The organism is Nonomuraea sp. B208, from assembly GCF_057536035.1.
In genome coordinates, this window is the sequence record NZ_BAAJOU010000033.1 from 78,276 (window position 1) to 93,626 (window position 15,351).

At 71.2% G+C, this 15,351-nt stretch carries 15 protein-coding genes; 11 read left to right on the plus strand and 4 right to left on the minus strand.

The window, feature by feature from the left end; translation table 11 throughout:
* Positions 1-58: 58 nt before the first annotated feature.
* The gene (ku, locus tag AC27IY_RS45765) at positions 59-961 is read left to right on the plus strand and encodes a non-homologous end joining protein Ku (protein WP_487181802.1); all 903 of its coding nucleotides are present in this window, start codon (positions 59-61) and stop codon (positions 959-961) included.
* 19 nt (positions 962-980) lie between these two features.
* Here ku and AC27IY_RS45770 read toward each other — a convergent pair whose 3' ends face one another.
* Both AC27IY_RS45770 and AC27IY_RS45775 read right to left on the minus strand, forming a co-directional pair.
* Positions 981-1,856 carry a hypothetical protein gene (locus AC27IY_RS45770; RefSeq protein ID WP_487181803.1) on the minus strand — a complete coding sequence of 292 codons (876 nt, stop codon included), beginning with the start codon at positions 1,854-1,856 and terminating at the stop codon, positions 981-983.
* Between the two features lies 1 nt (position 1,857).
* The gene (locus AC27IY_RS45775) at positions 1,858-2,358 is read right to left on the minus strand and encodes a SigE family RNA polymerase sigma factor (RefSeq protein WP_487181804.1); all 501 of its coding nucleotides are present in this window, start codon (positions 2,356-2,358) and stop codon (positions 1,858-1,860) included.
* 308 nt (positions 2,359-2,666) lie between these two features.
* Between AC27IY_RS45775 and AC27IY_RS45780 the strand changes: the two genes are divergently transcribed.
* The gene (locus tag AC27IY_RS45780) at positions 2,667-3,044 is read left to right on the plus strand and encodes a hypothetical protein (RefSeq protein ID WP_487181805.1); all 378 of its coding nucleotides are present in this window, start codon (positions 2,667-2,669) and stop codon (positions 3,042-3,044) included.
* 444 nt (positions 3,045-3,488) lie between these two features.
* Here the strand turns inward: AC27IY_RS45780 and AC27IY_RS45785 are convergent, their stop codons facing one another.
* Together AC27IY_RS45785 and AC27IY_RS45790 are read right to left on the minus strand one after the other, a co-directional pair.
* Entirely contained in the window at positions 3,489-3,803 is a 315-nt protein-coding gene (locus tag AC27IY_RS45785) for a hypothetical protein (protein ID WP_449951323.1), read from the minus strand.
* Positions 3,804-4,224: 421 nt separating this feature from the next.
* Entirely contained in the window at positions 4,225-4,641 is a 417-nt protein-coding gene (locus tag AC27IY_RS45790) for a hypothetical protein (protein WP_423477137.1), read from the minus strand.
* A gap of 678 nt (positions 4,642-5,319) precedes the next feature.
* Here AC27IY_RS45790 and AC27IY_RS45795 point away from each other — a divergent pair.
* From AC27IY_RS45795 to AC27IY_RS45835, 9 genes are all read left to right on the plus strand, one after another.
* Positions 5,320-6,219 (plus strand): alpha/beta fold hydrolase, encoded by a 900-nt coding sequence (locus tag AC27IY_RS45795; RefSeq protein WP_344210563.1) that lies wholly within the window; start codon positions 5,320-5,322, stop codon positions 6,217-6,219.
* A gap of 43 nt (positions 6,220-6,262) precedes the next feature.
* Complete coding sequence (gene moeZ / locus AC27IY_RS45800) at positions 6,263-7,444, plus strand: adenylyltransferase/sulfurtransferase MoeZ (protein ID WP_344210561.1); 1,182 nt, start codon at positions 6,263-6,265, stop codon at positions 7,442-7,444.
* Positions 7,445-7,501: 57 nt separating this feature from the next.
* Entirely contained in the window at positions 7,502-8,218 is a 717-nt protein-coding gene (locus AC27IY_RS45805; RefSeq protein WP_423452547.1) for a hypothetical protein, read from the plus strand.
* A gap of 20 nt (positions 8,219-8,238) precedes the next feature.
* Entirely contained in the window at positions 8,239-9,462 is a 1,224-nt protein-coding gene (locus AC27IY_RS45810) for a S8 family serine peptidase (RefSeq protein ID WP_487181806.1), read from the plus strand.
* Between the two features lie 158 nt (positions 9,463-9,620).
* On the plus strand, positions 9,621-10,424 hold the full coding sequence (locus AC27IY_RS45815) for a hypothetical protein (protein WP_344210555.1): 804 nt from the start codon (positions 9,621-9,623) through the stop codon (positions 10,422-10,424).
* Positions 10,418-11,578, plus strand: a complete 1,161-nt coding sequence (locus AC27IY_RS45820; RefSeq protein WP_487181807.1) for a S8 family peptidase — start codon at positions 10,418-10,420, stop codon at positions 11,576-11,578. Before AC27IY_RS45815 ends, AC27IY_RS45820 begins: the two co-directional genes overlap by 7 nt.
* Positions 11,579-11,601: 23 nt before the next feature.
* A complete protein-coding gene (locus AC27IY_RS45825; protein ID WP_344210551.1) occupies positions 11,602-11,961 on the plus strand; it encodes a Maf family protein in 360 nt (119 codons plus the stop codon).
* Entirely contained in the window at positions 11,949-12,287 is a 339-nt protein-coding gene (locus AC27IY_RS45830) for an MGMT family protein (protein WP_423477139.1), read from the plus strand. Before AC27IY_RS45825 ends, AC27IY_RS45830 begins: the two co-directional genes overlap by 13 nt.
* 208 nt (positions 12,288-12,495) lie before the next feature.
* Positions 12,496-15,243 carry a CDP-glycerol glycerophosphotransferase family protein gene (locus AC27IY_RS45835; RefSeq protein ID WP_487181808.1) on the plus strand — a complete coding sequence of 916 codons (2,748 nt, stop codon included), beginning with the start codon at positions 12,496-12,498 and terminating at the stop codon, positions 15,241-15,243.
* Positions 15,244-15,351 lie beyond the last annotated feature (108 nt).

The following is a 15,351-nucleotide window of genomic DNA, read 5'->3' on the forward strand; positions in this document are numbered from 1 at the left end:
GTGTCATGCCGGGTATGTGCCTTCTGCCGACGACGACGGAGAGCCTGAGGAGTGAGCCATGCGCAGCATCTGGAAGGGTGCGATCTCCTTCGGCCTGGTCACGATCCCCGTCAAGCTCTACTCCGCGACCGAGCAGAAGGACGTGTCGTTCCATCAGGTGCACCGCGAGGACGGCGGGCGCATCCGCTACAAGCGCGTGTGCCAGCTCGACGGCGAGGAGATCCCCTACGCCGACATCGCCAAGGGCTACGAGCTGGCCACGGGCGAGATGGTCGTGCTCACCGACGAGGACTTCGAGGACCTGCCCCTGACCACGTCACGCAGGATCGACGTGCTGCAGTTCACCCCGGCCGAGCAGATCGACCCCATCTACTTCGCGAAGTCGTACTATCTGGAGCCCGACGCGCAGGGGGCGAAGCCGTACGTGCTGCTGCGGGACGCCCTGGAGAGCTCGGGTCAGGTCGCGGTGGTCAAGGTGGCGCTGCGGCAGCGGGAGTCGCTGGCCACGCTGCGCGTCCGCGACGGCGTCTTCGTCCTGGAGACCATGCTCTGGCCGGACGAGATCCGCGCGCCCGACTTCGAGTTCCTGGAGGAGGACATCGAGGTACGCGCCCAGGAGCTCAAGATGGCCGAGTCGCTCATCAGCACGATGGAGTCCGACTTCGACCCGGGCGAGTACCACGACACCTACCGCGAGGCGCTCCAGCACGTCATCGAGGCCAAGGTGGAGGGCAAGGAGGTCGTCCCAGCTGCCGAGGAGGAGGAGGCCGGGCCGGCCGTGGACCTGATGGCGGCGCTGCGGGCCAGCGTCGAGGCGGCCAAGCGGGAGCGGGAGGGCGCCCCCGCCAAGCGCGGGAAGGCCGCCTCGGGGAAGGCGAAGGACGCGAAGACGGGCTCCAAGGACGAGACCGCCAAGGAGGAGAAGGCCCCCGCCAGGCGCAAGACCCGCAAGTCCGCCTGACCTCCTCCTCCCGGCCCGGTCAGTACCCCGTCCCCCGGCCCAACGGGCTGTACCTCTCGTCCGTGACCTGCTCCAGGACCTGGTCGCGCGGGCCGTAGGCGGTGACCGTCACCGGTGGCGTGTTCAGGATGGTGAGAGGCTCGCCGAAGGCGTCCTTGCCGCCGTCGGGGTCGGGGACCGACTTTCCGAGCACCCGGGCGATGAAGAAGCCGTCGGCGATGCGCGCGTCGGTACGCCGCCCGTCCGCCCAGTCGACCTCGACCCGGCGTACGTCCGCCGTGACCCGGCCGACCACGACCCGGTAGGTCTTGGTCCTCATCGCCCGCTCCGGCCCCTCCACCTTGTTGTCCGATTGCGAGGTGTAGGCGTCCACCTGGAGCGCGCCGGGGAAGCCCCTCATGTTCCCCGGAGCCTGGAACCCCCAGTAGGTGAAGACCGCCCGCTCCGCGAGATCCTGCGGCGTGCTCGGCGTGCACAGGACGAAGCCGGACAGGCTGCCGACCAGAGCGGTCGATCCGCCCTTGTCCCGGTACTCCGCCAGCATCCGGAAGTCCTCCACCGAGCCGTGCTCGGGAATGCGCCGGCGACCGTCCATGCTGTGCACCGGACCTCCCTGGGGCATGCACGCGCGTACGGCCCGCGTCTGCTCGGGGGTGTTGTCCGGCAGGCGGTCCACCTCCGCCGCGGTGACCTGGCCGGGGCCCCCGCCGGTGACGACGGTCACCGCGGCGATCACCGACGCGGCCGCGGCGAGCCCGGCGACCGACCAGGAGAGGCGGCGGCGCCGCGTGGAGCCGGCCCGCGCCCGTGCCGCGTAGGCGAGCGGGTCGACGGGCCTCGCCTCGTCCGCCATCCGCCGCAGCTCGGCGGAGATCCGCTGTTCGTCGAGGGTCATCTCAGGCCTCCAGGGTGATGGTCTCGCCGATCAGCTCGCGCAACCGGGCGACGGCTTGGTGCGTCTGGCTGCGTACGGTCCCCACCGAGCAGCCCATGATCCTGGCGACCTCCGACTCCGGGAGGTCCTCGTAGTGACGGAGCACCAGGACCGCTCTCTTGCGCGGCGGCAGGGTCCGGAGCGCCCGGGCCAGGGTGACGCGGGTCTCGACCTCGTCGGTCCGGTCGCCGGCGGTCCGGTCGGGTGGTGACGTGACCGGCCGTTCGCGTCCCCAGCGCGGGCTTCGCCAGCGGCCGGCCTGTTCGTGGTACATGACCCGGCGCACGTACGCCTCCGGACTGTCGCGGATCCGCCGCCAGTGCCCGGCGGTCTTGGCCAGCGCGGTCTGGAGCAGGTCCTCGGCGGCGTGCTGATCGCCGGTCAGGAGGTACGCGAGCCTGATCAGCCGGTCGGAACGGCTGATGACGAACTCGGTGAAGTCACGCTGCTGGTCGGGGTGCAAGGGCTCTCCTCGGGTCTCACCCACCTAGATGCGGGCGGGCCCGCGGATCTATGGTGCGGCGTCCGGAGAGAGGGATGACCGCCCAAATAGGACATTTCGGATATTTTATGTTGAATCAATGCATAAACGTGTAATACAAGCAATGCCCCTCCTAATGTGCGGCAAAAAGGGACGATTTCTGTTTGTGTGCCACTGGTGTCGGAAATGACTTTTACCGGATGGCTCAACGGCGGTCATCCACAACGTTTTTTCCGGCAATGCCGGAAAGATCGAGTACGGGGCAATCGATCCTTTAGGGGGAAAACGCAATGCCCAAGCTCAGGAGTGTTCTCGCGGGCCTCGCCATCGGCACGGCCATGACCGGTGGCGCGGTCGCCGCGAGCGCCGCCACCTCTGCCGCCAGCGCCGCCACCCAGATCGGCACGGGCACCACCGTCACGACCGGCTGGGGCTGCGGCTACCGGAGCCGCTGCGGCTGGGGCGGGTGGGGGCGCCGCCACCACAACCAGAGGACGCATGTGAACGTGCACAACAACAACTTCAACTTCAACCGCACCTTCACGAACCGCCGGGAGCATGACCGCCGGTTCCACCATCACCACCACCACAACCCGATGTACAACGGGGAGTACGGCGTGACCGGTGGGCTCGCCACCACCAGCGACGCCGACACCGACACCGACTGATCCAGTCGCGTGACGGTGGAAGAAGGAAAGGCCCGCTGAGGGCGAATTCCTTTTCCTCGTCTCCCTGGTGATCCTGTTGAGGGTCTCCCGGCATCCGCCGGGGGACCCTCATTTGCGTGTCACGGAAGAACGGCCTTCTCGTGTCAGGTTCCTCGGGCGGGTGGTGCGAGGGGCTGAGCGCGAATCTGGGGGCGTCGGCGGCGTCCGGTGGGCCAGGGGGGATCGGGGGGATCGGCCGGCCCCGGAGACGCCGCTCAGGGCTGTCCGGCCATCAGGGGTCCTTGACGACGCGGCCGGGGTCTCGATGGGCACGTTCCCTTGGCGACCCCGGCATAAGGAAGTGCCCGTGTTCACCATGTGAACACGGGCACTCGCGGCTTCATCGGCCGGAGGTTCACCACCTGGGAAGGCTCCCGCAGGAGACCTCAGGCTCCGGCCTGGCCGCTAATCCCAGTCGCCGTCGCCGTTGAAGTGGCGGAAGCGGCGGTGCTGGTTGCTGTTGACGTTGGTGTTGTTGTTGACGACGACGACCCTGATGCGGCCGTGGCCCCGGCGGCCCCAGCCGCCCCAGCCGGCCCGGCGCCAGCCCCAGCCGCAGCGGCGGCGGACGCCGCAGCCCCACCCGGTCTGGATGGCGGTCTGCGTGGTGATCTGGGTGGCGGCGCTTGCGGCAGAGGTGGCCGCGCTCGCGGCGACCGCGCCTCCGGTCATCGCCGTGCTGAGGGCGAGGCCCGCGACAATACTCTTGAGCTTGGGCATTTTGTCTTCCCCCTAAAGGATCGATTGCCCCGTACCGCCCTTTCCTGAACAGCCTGATTGCTGCCGTCCTGTGTGTGGGCGGGGGATGTTCGGAACGAGTCCGTTCATCCGCACTCTTCATATAACCGGCCACCAACCCACACAAACCGGAATTGTCCACTTTTGCCGGTTTGTGACATAGGGAAAAGTCTGGAAAAGCACGACGAGAGCCCCGCCGGCTGTCAGCCGGCGGGGCCCTCGAAGATAATGTGCCGTGGCAGGTAAGGAGAAAAGAGATCTCAGGCCGGCCCGCACGCGCTCGTGCGGACCGACCTGAGACAAGCCATTCATCACGGCGCCTTCATCCGTTTCATGGACGGATTTCCGGCGGTCGTGCGAAACGGCCCCTTACTCCTTGCGCCGTTGCTTCACGGACGCGCCATTACGCCCCGTTGTCGTCGTCGAAGTTGTGGTGGTGACGGCGGTGGCGGTCGAACTCGAACTGGTCGTTGATGTTGCGGTTGTGGTTGCGGACCACGACGCAGATCCTGCCTCCGCCGCGACGGCCCCAGCCGCCCCAGCCGCCCCCGCCCCGGCGGTGGCAGCGCTCGTGACGGCGGTGGCCCCAGCCGCCGCCCCAGTTGTTCCAGTTGCCGCCCCAGTTGTTGCCCAGGTTGGTGCCCAGGCCGTCGACCAGGCCATCGCCCAGGGTGTCGTCGTCGTCCCAGTCGCCGGTGGTGACGGAGACGAGAGAGGTGACCGGGGTGGCGTTGGCGACCGGGGTCCCCATGGCGACCGCGGCGCCGGTCATCGCCGTGCTGAAGGCGAGACCGGTGATAAGGCTCTTGAGCTTGGGCATTGCGTTTTCCCCCTAAAGGATCGAGTGCCCCGTTTCAGACGTTTCCGGGTACCTGAAAAAGGTCTTGGACGGCTGCTTAAGAGTCATCCGCTGCATGTCATTTCCGCAGGGCCGGGCAGGCAAACTGGGATCACCCTATTTTGCTGTGTATTAAGAATCCTATTGCTTGCATTACATGTCTATCCCATGAAATGAGATGAAATGTCCGATTTGCCGGATTCGCCAAAAGCGGCAGCACAAAGCGGCGCGACTTCGCGCGGTGAGAATGGCCGCGAACACTCCGGCCGGCCGCCGGACCGGAATGGCCCCCGTGGGCACCCGCCGACGGGTAGCACATTCGCGGTCACACAATGACGGCGGTCGTCATTTCACACCCAAAGAAATAGACGTACGCCCGGACAATGCTTCCGTGCCGGCCTGTCCCCGCTGAATACGGTCAGTGCCGAACGAGTCACCATCCGTGGCGCTGCCTGACATGTTTCCGCCGGTGACCCTCACAAACGACATCCGTCGGCTTTTTACCGGTCTCTTGGACATGTCGGGACGACTCGCCCCTGTCGAGGCCGGCGGACGATGTTCCGGTAAAGACCGTTCTGACCCTTTTTGGGCCGCTTCTAGACTCGATGGTTATCGTTGGGGGAACGCACCCCCGCGTTCCATGAACGACGAGGAGGACGCATGGTCGCGGAGCCGATCCCGCACTGGCCGGGACGCACGATCGGCTCGTTGCACGTCCGGTCCACCCCCGAGGGCCCGTCAGAACAGGCGGTCTTCGTCCACGGCCTGGCCGGGTCCGCCACCAACTGGACCGACCTCATGGACGAGCTCAAGGACACCGTCAGGGGCCACGCACTCGACCTGCCGGGCGCGGGCTTCTCCCCGGCGCCGCCGGACGGCGACTACACGGTGGCCGGGCACGCCAGGGCCGTGATCGCCCTGCTGGAGCAGACGGGGCCGGCCCACCTGTTCGGCAACTCGCTGGGCGGCGCGGTCTCCGTGCGGGTCGCCGCGAGCCGTCCCGAGCTGGTCCGCTCGCTCACGCTGGTCTCCCCGGCGCTGCCCGACCTGGTCCCGCGCTACGGGCCCGCCCGGGTGGCCGCCGCCGCGATCCCCGTGCTGGGGGAGTGGGTGGCGGGCAAGCTGCAGCTCATCCCCGCCGAGCAGCGCGTCACCGCCTCCATGGCGATGGTCTGGGCCGACATGGGCGCGGTCCACCCCGTCCGGCTGCGCGACGCCATCGACGAGCTGCGCCGCCGCGACGACCTCCCGTACGCGGGCGAGGCCATGATCGCCTCGGCCCGCGGCATCGTGGCCGAGTACTTCCGCCGCGGCGAGGACAACCTCTGGCGCCAGGCCGCCAAGGTCGAGGCGCCCACGCTGATCCTGCACGGCCGGCACGACCGGCTCGTCCGCCCGGCGATGGCGCGCAGGGCGTGGCGGGCCTTCCGCGACGTCAGGATCGTGCTGCTGCCGACCGCCGGCCACGTCGCGATGATGGAGATGCCGCAGGTCGTGGCGGCCGAAGCAGGCCGTCTGATCCGTGAGACTCGATTGGGGAATGCCCCACTGCCCAGCTAGGTTTCACAGTGAGATGAGACCCCGAAAACGGGAGCGTATTGAAGTGTCGTTGCCACCGCTGGTCGAGCCGGCAGACGAGCTGACCGTCGACGAAGTGCGCCGCTACTCGCGCCACCTGATCATCCCCGATGTGGGCATGGCCGGGCAGAAGCGGCTGAAGAACGCCAAGGTGCTGTGCGTCGGCGCCGGGGGCCTGGGCTCGCCCGCGCTGCTGTATCTCGCGGCGGCGGGCGTCGGCACCCTCGGCATCATCGACTTCGACGTGGTCGATGAGTCCAACCTGCAGCGTCAGGTCATCCACGGCCAGTCCGACGTGGGCCGGCCGAAGGCCGAGAGCGCCGCCGCCTCGATCCGCGAGATCAACCCCCTCGTCGAGGTCGTGGTCCACAACGAGGTGCTGACCACCGAGAACGTGATGGAGATCTTCTCCGGCTACGACCTCATCGTCGACGGCACGGACAACTTCGCCACGCGCTACATGGTGAACGACGCCGCGGTGCTGCTCGGCAAGCCGTACGTCTGGGGCTCCATCTACCGTTTCGACGGCCAGGCGAGCGTCTTCTGGGCCGAGCACGGGCCGTGCTACCGCTGCCTCTACCCCGAGCCCCCGCCTCCCGGCATGGTGCCGTCGTGCGCCGAGGGCGGCGTGCTCGGCGTGCTGTGCGCGTCGGTGGGCTCCATCCAGGTCAACGAGGCCATCAAGCTGCTGACCGGCATCGGCGAGCCGCTGGTCGGGCGGCTGATGATCTACGACGCCCTGGAGATGAAGTACCGCGACGTCAAGGTCCGCAAGGACCCCGAGTGCGTCCTGTGCGGCAAGAACCCGACGCTCACCCAGCTCCTCGACGACTACGAGGCGTTCTGCGGCGCGATCTCGGACGAGGCCGCCGAGGCCGCGACGGGCTCCACCATCACCGCCCTTGAGCTCAAGGGCATGCAGGACCGCGGCGAGGACATCTTCCTCGTGGACGTCCGCGAGCCCAACGAGTACGAGATCGTCTCCATCCCCGGCGCCACGCTGATCCCGAAGGGCGAGTTCCTCAACGGCTCGGCCCTGGAGAAGCTGCCGCAGGACAAGCGCATCGTGCTCCACTGCAAGTCGGGCGCGCGCTCGGCCGAGGCGCTGGCGGTCGTCAAGAACGCCGGTTTCTCCGACGCCGTGCACGTCGGCGGCGGCGTGCTGAGCTGGGTCAAGACGGTGGACCCGAGCCTGCCCAGCTATTAGGCATATCGCGGCATTTTTGCGGGGTGTTCCGGTGACGCCCTGGTTAAGGTCGATGACGTGAACACGTCCCGGCCCTGGCCGACCCTGGTGGCGGCCTCCGCGCTGACCCTGGTCTGCGCGGTGGCCGCCGGGGTCGCCGGCGGTTCGGCGGGCACCGAGCTCACGCGCGGTCCCACGGCCGCCGAGCTGCGCGCCGCCGCCACGCGGGAGGTCGCCGAGCGCTGGCGCACCTGGCCCGCCGGGCGGGTGTTCCCCGCGACGCTGGCCTACTCCGCCGAGCAGGGCGGCGAGGAGCACGCCCGCCGCGTCGGCATCTCGCCCGACACCTCCTGCGCGCACGCCGACCCCGAGGCGGCCGAGGGGCTGCGCCTGGCCGGCTGCCGGGGGCTGCTGCGGGCCACGTACCTCGACGCTCTGCAGGGCGTGCTCGTCACCGTCGGCGTGGCGGCTCTGCCGGACGAGCGACAGGCCGCCCGCGCGCGTGCCGTCTTCCCCGAGGGCGGCGAGCCCGTGCCCGGCCTGCTCCCGCTGGCCTTTCCCGGCACGGTCGCCGAGCGGTTCACGCCCGCCGTCCGTCAGGCCGGATCGGTCGGGCAGGCGGGGCCGTACCTCGTGCTCACCACGGCGGGCGAGGTGGACGGGCGGCCGGGGAGCGCCGTCGGCGAGCCGCGGCCCGCGGTGTTCGCGTTCGCCGTCGAGATCTCCGAGCGGATCCTCGCCGCGCTCAGCACCCCCGCCATGCCGGACTGCGGCGGCGAGGAATGGCAGTGCTGAGGCGGGGCAGTCACCGAGGCGTGCTGAGAGGCGTGCCGCGGCCGGTGCTCGCCGCAGGGGCGGCGGTGGGAGCGCTGCTGCTGGGCGCGCCGCCCGCCTACCCCGACGACGTACGCAGCGGGCAGCGCCAGGTCATCGAGACGCTGGAGCTCCAGAAGGCGTGGCAGGTGACCAAGGGCGCGGGCGCGACCGTGGCCGTGCTCGACTCCGGCGTGGACCCGGGCCACCGCGACCTGACCGGCTCGGTGCGCACGGGCAAGGACTTCACGGCGGGCGCGAACCCGCCGGGCGTGCCGCCGCGCAGGCTGCACGGCACGTACATGGCCTCGCTGATCGCCGGCCACGGGCACGGGCCGGCCGGAAAACGGGGGATCATCGGCGTCGCGCCCGAAGCGGACGTACTGTCGGTGAGGGTCATCCTCGAGGACGAGGAGCCCGGTTTCCGGGAGTTCAACACCGCCGAGCGTTTCGAGGACGTCGTGGCGCGCGGCATCAGGTACGCGGTCGACGAGGGGGTGGACGTGATCAACCTGTCGATCTCCAAGGAGCTCGCCACCGCGAAGGAGCGCGCCGCCGTCCGCTACGCGATCTCCAAGGGCGTCGTGCTGGTGGCCGCCGCGGGCAACGAGGGCGACAGGAAGCTCATGCGCGACTACGCGCCCTACTCCTACCCGGCGGCCTTCCCCGGCGTGGTCGCGGTGGGGGCGACCGACCGGCGGCTGCGCCGGGCCGCGTTCTCGAACTGGAACCCCTCGGTGCAGGTGGCCGCGCCCGGCGTGGACATCATGGGCGCGGGCCCCGGCGACGAGTACTGGGTGGGGCGGGGCACCTCGCAGGCGACCGCGCTGGTGTCCGGCGTCGTCGCCCTCATCAAGGCGCGGCACCCGCGGATGTCGCCGCCGCTCGTCGCGCAGGCGCTCACCGCCGGCGCGCTCGACCGTCCGCCGGGCGGCTACGACACCTCCACGGGCTTCGGCGTCGTGAGCGCCGCCAGAGCCCTCTCGGCGGCCGACCGGCTGGCCGGCCACACGGCGGTCGCCACCGGCGCCGCGGTCCAGGATCCCGGCCGCCCCCTCGCCGGGGGCCGGACGGGCCCGGTCAGGGTCGTCGTACGGGACGACCGGCGGGTGGCCGTCTCTGCGGCCATCGCCACGGCGGCGGGCGCGGGCGCGCTCGCCTCGCTGGGGGTCATATTCACCCTGGTCAGACGGGTACGCCGGGCGCACAGCCCCCATGACGCATGATCTGTCCCCGTAGGGGGACGAACTAGACACAAGACCGAACCGGGAACGAGGCGGTGGTGAAGGCACGTAGGACGACGTCAGGGTTGCCGCGCGCCGGAGAGGAAGCCACGCCGGGTCGGAGGAATCCGCTCGGCGCCGCCACCGGCCGCGGGTCTCGGGTGCGCGCCTGGCCGGCCGGCGACGGCCGCAGGCGGGCGAGCGCCGCGCGGCAGCGCGCGGAGTTGCTGGAGCTCCAGCAGGGCATCCAGTACCGGCGCATCTTCGTGACGCTGCTCGGCGTCATCGTCGCCGTGTCCGCGGCCGTGGTGCTGCTCGGCACCATCGGGCTGCTCAGCGAGACCCGTTCGCGGCCGCTCACCCCCGCCGAGCAGAACCAGTACAAGCAGGAGGAGATCGCCCGGCGCTGGCAGGCGTGGCCGACGACCGGCGTCTTCCCCGACGAGGTCAAGTACCTCGGGCTGGACCGGGCCCAGCAGTACGCCCGCCGGGTCGGCATCGCCCCCGAGACCGAGTGCGCCAAGGGCGTCGACGCCCCCGTGGCCGACGTGCTGCGCAGCCACGGCTGCGTCACGATGCTGCGGGCCACGTACATGGACCAGACGGCGTCGTTCGTCTTCACCGTCGGCGTGGCCGTGCTCAAGGACGAGGAGTCCAGGATGTCGGCCGGCGAGGAGCTCACCCAGGACGACCGCGTGGGCGTGCTGCCCGTGGCCTTCCCCGGCACGGTGAGCGAGCGCTTCGGGCCGGAGCAGCGGCAGCGTACGAGCTGGGTCGGCGCGGGCCCCTACCTCGTCTTCTCCACCGGCGGCTACGCCGACGGGCGCACCAGGGCCGCGATCCCGCCCGAGGAGATCCTGCACCCGGAGCTGTGGCCGGCCGGCAAGTCCATCGGCAACCAGATCGCCTACTTCCTCGCGGACCCGCCCAAGGTCCCGCCCTGCACGCAGGGAAACGTGTGCTGACCGCCGCGCGCGCCGTCGCCGCGGTGCTGCTCGCCCTCACCGGCCAGACCGCCGCCACCCCCGTCAGGGACCAGCAGCAGTGGGTGCTGGACGCGCTCAACGTCGAGCAGGCGTGGAGCGTCACCAAGGGCGCCGGGATCACCGTCGCGGTCGTGGACAGCGGCGTGGACGACACCGTCAAGGAGCTGAAGGGCCGCGTCACCAAGGGCCCCGACATGACCTCGGGCACCGCCGTGCACGACGTGCCGCCCGGCCGGCACGGCACCGCCATGGCGGCCCTGATCGCCGGCTCCGGGACCGGCGGCGGGCTCATCGGCATCGCGCCCGAGTCGCGCATCCTGTCGTTGCCGATGGCGACCGACGACGAGCCGGTGATCGGCATCCCGCCCGCGCCCGACGCCGAGACCGCCGCGGAGAGCCCGCTCGCGCGCGCCCTGCGGTACGCGGCCAACCACGGGGCGCAGGTCGTCAGCATGTCGATCGGCTCGTACGGCCCGGTCAGGTCGGAGCGGGAGGCGGTGTCGTACGCGCTGGACAAGGGCGTCGTGCTGGTCGCCGCCGTGGGCAACGACGGCCTGACCCAGTACGCCCAGGACAAGGGCACCTCCTACTGGAGCTTCCCGGCGGGCTATCCGGGCGTGATCGGCGTGGCCGCCACCGACAAGCAGGGCAGGCGGGCCTCGTTCAGCAGCGACAACCTGTCGGTGCTGGTGTCCGCGCCGGGCGTCGGCGTGCCGGTGGTCAGGCGCGGGAGCGGCTACGACCTGTCGGAGGGCACCAGCTCGGCCGCCGCGCTGATCTCCGGCGTGGCCGCGCTGATCAAGTCCCGGCATCCCGGTCTGCGGCCCGAGCAGGTGGCGCAGGCCCTCGCGACCGGCGCCCGCGGCCGGCCCGCCGCCGGCTACGACGACCAGATCGGCTTCGGCGTGGTCGACGCCGCCGCCGCGCTCAACGCCGCCGACGCGCTGGCCGGCCGGCCGAGCGGCGTCGTCGACCCGAGCGGCAAGGAGCACTTCGGCAGCGGCGAGGCGCCGGTGCCCCAGAGGCCGGGGCCCGACCCGCTGCGGCTCTGGCTCTACGGAGGCGGCACGCTTGTGGCGCTCATCACGTTCTGTGGTGCGATCGTCGTCCTGAATCAGCGTAGAGAGTCATGAAAGATCCGCTATGGTCCCCCGTCATGGGATACGAGCTGCGAGTGGTACGCGAGTCGCCACTCGCCTTCGCGGACTTGGCGAAGGCCATCGCGCCGGCCGGATTCGAGCTGCGCGGATCTGACGAGATCGTCATCGGTCACGACGGGCGTACGCACCAGGTCGCCCGCTGGACCGGCCTGGTGGTGGGCGAGCCCGGCTCCGACTGGCAGGTGGCCCAGCTCCTGAGGTTGTCGGCCGCGCTCGGCGCCCGGCTCGTGGGCGAGGACGGCGAGGTCTACCGGCTGCGCGACGGCGTCATGGAGGTCGAGAGCGGCGGCAGCGTGGCCGAGCTCGGCAAGTTCGAGGAGATCGTGGACGCCGGACCGGCGGCGTGGACCCCCTGAACCCCTTCGCCGAGCGGGTGCTCGATCTGGTCGAGCGCATCCCTCCCGGCAAGGTGATGGCCTACGGCGACATCGCCGAATATCTCGGCGAGGGCGGCCCCCGTCAGGTCGGCAAGGTGATGTCCACCTGGGGAGGCGGCGTGCCCTGGTGGCGCGTCGTGCACGCGGACGGCAGCGGCGCCGCGCCCGACCACCTGCGCGAATGCCTGGCCCACTGGCGCGAGGAGGGCACCCCGCTGCGCGGCGAGCGGGTCGACATGCGCCGCGCCCGCTGGGACGGCCGCCCGGCAGACGACGGGGCGGACCCTTCAGCGAAGTTTCAGTAAGGGTCCTGACCAGCGGATTCCTTGATCGGGCGATTTCGTGACATGTGACGCCCATTACCATGGGCAGAACACTGATGGCGGCCCGAAAGGCGGTGCCTCCCCTATGGCCACCGGCGTCACAGCCCAGAGCCAGGGCGGCGAACCCCTCGCCGACCGCCTCAAGGCTGTCCAGGATCTCTGCGATCGTGGCGAGCCTCTCGAAGCGGTCATGCGAGCGGTCGGCCCCGGCGGACGCGACGCGGCGTTCGACACCGAGGTGCTCAGCGGTCCCCTCGGGGGCCGGATCGAGCTCGCGGTCAAACGCGGTCCCGCGCGGCGGCGCGAGATGCTGGCGCTCGTGCGCCCCTACCTCGCGGCCGTGGACGCGGGCGTCAAACGCGACCTGCCGGTCGCCCGGCGGGTGATCGTCCACCTGATCGAGACCCGTCCCGACGACGAGCTGATCGACGGCGAGACGCTGGTCAAGGTCGTCGAGGCCGCGGCCGAGCCGTCCAGGCGCATCCGCAAGGGCCTGCGCTGGTACGCCGACCTGCCGCTGCAGGACGAGCTGGCGCCCGACCTCTACCGGCTGCGCCGGGCCGACATGGTGCCCGTCACGCACATCGACGACATCGCCTGGGTCGACGGCAAGCTGCGCGTCACCGGCTTCGCCTACCTGGCGGGCCTGTCGGTGCGCAGCAGGCGCGCCAACTGGGCGACCGTGGTGCTGCGCGGGCCGCGCTGGCTGCCGCCGATCCGGATGCGGACGCGGCGGACGTACGAGCCGGAGGCCACCCACGGGGCACGCGAGCCCGGCTGCAACTACGACTGGTCCGGCTTCTCCGCCGAGCTGCGCCCGTGGCCGCTGCGCTGGCGCGGCGCGGTGCGCAACGTCGTGTCGGCGGTGCGCCGCCGCATGCGGCACCGCCCGTCGGTGCCCGACACCACGACGTGGCGGGCCGAGATCGTGTTCTGGAGCCGCGGCGCCCGCGCCACCGGCCTGCTGCGCGGCTCCTCGCTGGGCCGCCCCGAGCGGCCGGCGGGGCTCAAGCTCAAGCCCGGCTGGTGGGTGCGCCCGGTCTGGACCTCCGACCGCGCGCTCCAGGTCGTGCTCCAGCCCAACCGGGCCGAGCTGACCGGCGTCACCCTCGACGGCGAGCGCCTGGAGCTCAGGGTCTCCCTGCCCGGCCGCACCGTCACCAAGGGCCACGCCCGGCTGGGCGGCCACCGCATCGCGGCCGAGTTCACGCCGGTCACCGGCGGCACCGAGGTCGTCGTCGGGCTGGCCGTGCCCGCCCTGCTCCAGGAGAAGGACGGGCGGCGGCTCTGGGTCGAGCCCAAGGGCGACCCGGCGGCCTCCGTCATGCTGGCCGACCTGCCCGAGGCCCGCGAGGTCGTGGGCGACCGCGAGATCACCGTGCTCGGCGACCGGCGCGACCGCGTCGTGGTCTCCGCCCACCGCATCAGGCCGGTCATCACCTCGGCCGTGTGGGAGGGCTCGGCGCTGGTGCTGAGCGGCCGCTACCCCGACGCGCCCGGCCCGCGCACGCTCACCCTGCGGCACCGGTCGGGGCTGTCCTACCAGCTGCCGATGGAGCGGTCCGGCGAGGGCTTCTCCGTCCGGGTCGCACCCTCGGCGATGGACCGCTTCGGCGAGCCTGTGCCGCTGGCCGCCGGCACCTGGAACCTGTCGCTGCGCCACCCGTCGGGCGAGATCGTGCCGCTGCGCATGGACCACGCCGCGCTGGCGGGCCTGGACGAGGAGCCGCGCACGCTCGACGGCCGCGTCTACCGCATGCTCTCCACCCGCTTCGACGTGCCGGTCGTCACGGTCGAGGAGGCCCGGCCCGCGGACGAGCGCGGCGTGGCGGGCACCCACGTGCTGCGCCGCGTCTTCTACCCGGCGCAGCGCACCGAGCCGCTCAACGACGCCACCGTCTACGTCGTCAACGACGGCCGCCTCTACGCCGACAGCGTCCGCGCCATCTACGAGGAGCGGCTGCGGCGCGGCGACGACCGCGAGCACATCTGGATCGTCAAGGACGGCGCCTTCGTGCCGCCCGGCCCGGCCACGGTCGTGCGCGCGGGCAGCCGCGAGCACCACGCCGCACTGGCGCGCTCCCGGCACATCATCACCAACGCGTTCCTGCCCACCTGGTTCCGCGCCCGCGAGGACCAGGTGGTGGTGCAGACCTGGAACGGCACCCCGGCCAAGCACGTCGGCAACGACCTGCCGCACATGCAGCGCGACCCGAGGCCGCCGATCTGGCACCGCCAGGCCGCCGAGGTGCGCGGCTGGGACCTGCTGCTGTCGCAGTCGCCGTGGGCCACGCCGGTGCTGCGCAAGGCGTTCGGCTACAAGGGCGAGGTGCTGGAGAGCGGGCTGCCGCGCAACGACGTGCTCAACTCGCCCGACCGCGAGGAGCTCGCCGCGGCCGTGCGCGAGCGGCTGGGCCTGGCGGAGGGCAAGCGGGTCGTCCTGTACGCGCCGACCTACCGCGACTACGACCGCAAGAACGCGATGGTCAAGCTCGACCTCGCCAAGGCGCGCGAGGCGCTGGGGGCCGACCACGAGATCCTGGTCCGGGCGCACCCGATGCAGGCCGTCCCCGCGGTCCCCGAGATCGCGCGTGACGTCACCACATATCCGGACATCGCCGAGCTGCTGCTGATCGCGGACGTCCTGGTCACCGACTACTCCTCGGTGATGTTCGACTTCGCCGCCACCGGCCGCCCGATCGTCCTCTACGCCTACGACCAGGTCAAATACGCCAACAAGCGCGGCCTCTACCTCGACCTCGCCGAGCAGGCCCCCGGCCCGGTGCTGTCCACCTCGGCGCAGGTCGTCGAGGCGCTGCGCTCGATCGACGAGGTCGCGGCCGCCCACGCCGACCGCTACGACGCCTTCCGCGCCACCTTCGCTCCCCGGGACGACGGCAAGGCGACGGTCCGTGTCGTGGACCACCTCTTTTCCTAAAGAGGGCGTCCGCCGAGGTCCCGGGGCCCGGGACCTCGGCGTGTCGTCGCGATTTCCGCGATTTCCGCCGCTAACGTAGGCGGTTCGCGCGAGAAGACCGGGCAACTC

What these genes read in the sequence shown, in the direction of transcription:
- AC27IY_RS45780 (WP_487181805.1), top strand. Translation starts at nt 2,667, where the DNA reads ATGCCCAAGCTCAGGAGTGTTCTCGCGGGCCTCGCCATCGGCACGGCC.
- AC27IY_RS45785 (WP_449951323.1), bottom strand. Translation starts at nt 3,803, where the DNA reads ATGCCCAAGCTCAAGAGTATTGTCGCGGGCCTCGCCCTCAGCACGGCG.
- AC27IY_RS45825 (WP_344210551.1), top strand. Translation starts at nt 11,602, where the DNA reads ATGGGATACGAGCTGCGAGTGGTACGCGAGTCGCCACTCGCCTTCGCG.
- ku (WP_487181802.1), top strand. Translation starts at nt 59, where the DNA reads ATGCGCAGCATCTGGAAGGGTGCGATCTCCTTCGGCCTGGTCACGATC.
- AC27IY_RS45770 (WP_487181803.1), bottom strand. Translation starts at nt 1,856, where the DNA reads ATGACCCTCGACGAACAGCGGATCTCCGCCGAGCTGCGGCGGATGGCG.
- AC27IY_RS45790 (WP_423477137.1), bottom strand. Translation starts at nt 4,641, where the DNA reads ATGCCCAAGCTCAAGAGCCTTATCACCGGTCTCGCCTTCAGCACGGCG.
- AC27IY_RS45835 (WP_487181808.1), top strand. Translation starts at nt 12,496, where the DNA reads ATGCGAGCGGTCGGCCCCGGCGGACGCGACGCGGCGTTCGACACCGAG.
- AC27IY_RS45795 (WP_344210563.1), top strand. Translation starts at nt 5,320, where the DNA reads ATGGTCGCGGAGCCGATCCCGCACTGGCCGGGACGCACGATCGGCTCG.